Genomic DNA, 536 nt, shown 5'->3' on the forward strand with positions numbered 1-536 from the left:
CATCAATGGTCGAAAACGCATTTTGTCTAAATTCTTGCGTTGCTTTCACTTGAACATTGAGCTCTTTAAGCACTTTCTCTTTATCAAAATGATTTTCTAACTTACCTAAATTGGCTTCTGCCGTGGCTGTACTCACATCAGTTTTCACCTGCACAAGAGTTTCTTCCACCGTTTTACCCGTCTGCTCAAGCTGTGCCGGTGGATTACGGATTTCAATATTCGCCGTATTGATGCCACTTCGAGTGATACTTTGATTACTCTCTTTTGTGCTACCTAAGCCGATACCTACCGAGGTTTGTAGTGAACCCCAACCTGTCGCTAATTTTACTCTATTCGCGTTATCACCAGTTTTTACCTCGATAGTTTCTTTGCCATTTTGGTCAATATAAATTTTCTCGCCGTTGTCGTTAGTGGCTTGCTTGTTACTTTGTGCAATGCCGTTCTCTTTATTGCCTAACGGGGTATCAACGTTCATTGCCACTGAACCGCTTACACCAACACCCTTGCCGTTATAATCAGCGTGGTTTTCAATATCC

1 protein-coding gene is annotated in these 536 nt (G+C 42.2%); it reads right to left on the reverse strand.

Annotation, left to right across the window (positions count from 1 at the left end):
• Positions 1 to 536 (reverse strand): hypothetical protein (locus BN3349_RS12120; RefSeq protein ID WP_040977591.1); only part of this gene is annotated, 536 nt, incomplete at both ends.

The organism is Necropsobacter massiliensis, from assembly GCF_000827595.2.
Lineage (GTDB): Bacteria > Pseudomonadota > Gammaproteobacteria > Enterobacterales > Pasteurellaceae > Necropsobacter > Necropsobacter massiliensis.